Annotated in this window: 1 protein-coding gene and 1 pseudogene; both read right to left on the bottom strand. The window is 37.9% G+C overall.

Annotation, left to right across the window (positions count from 1 at the left end; genetic code table 11):
• Positions 1 to 265: glycosyltransferase family protein (locus ACFQEU_RS17745; protein WP_379784300.1), on the bottom strand; the 265-nt coding region annotated here is incomplete at its 3' end.
• Positions 266 to 324: 59 nt separating this feature from the next.
• Positions 325 to 559: pseudogene (locus ACFQEU_RS17750) on the bottom strand (hypothetical protein); the annotation flags it as partial.

Genomic DNA, 559 nt, shown 5'->3' on the forward strand with positions numbered 1-559 from the left:
AAAACGGTAATCTTGGAATTATATAAAAATTTATCACATGAACAACGTCAAAACCGGAAAACTTGCTTAAGTTCAGTAGAGGCAATAAAAACTGCCTCATTTTGTAACTATAAATCGTTGAGCCATACCCAAGATTTATGTCAGTCTTAAAGTTTTTAAAAAAATCACACGCTGCCGCCAGGGTAACATCATGCCCCGCCTTAATAAGAGCAAGCTTTAGTTCATTATTAAGGCCACTATACTCACCCAACAAAAGAACTCTCATTTGTCGAGGCACCTAGAAGGCACCAAAGTCGTCAAACCCAGCATACAAGTCGCCCAAAATCAAATGGTGTTTTTTAGCCGCAAAGCCACACCCAAAAATATAAAGTACAATAGGTAACAAACCGCATGTGCAATGGCGGTTGCTTCTACACCTAGGACATCTACAAAAAAATACACCAAAAAGTAGAAAAGGCTGGAAATAATTACTTCTGCAAATACATAAACCTTCCAGTAAGCCTTTGCAATTAATACATATGCCAAAATCCAGCTTGCAATCTTTAGAGTATCACCAACC

It is taken from the genome of Halorubrum tibetense, from assembly GCF_042661865.1.
Lineage (GTDB): Archaea > Halobacteriota > Halobacteria > Halobacteriales > Haloferacaceae > Halorubrum > Halorubrum tibetense.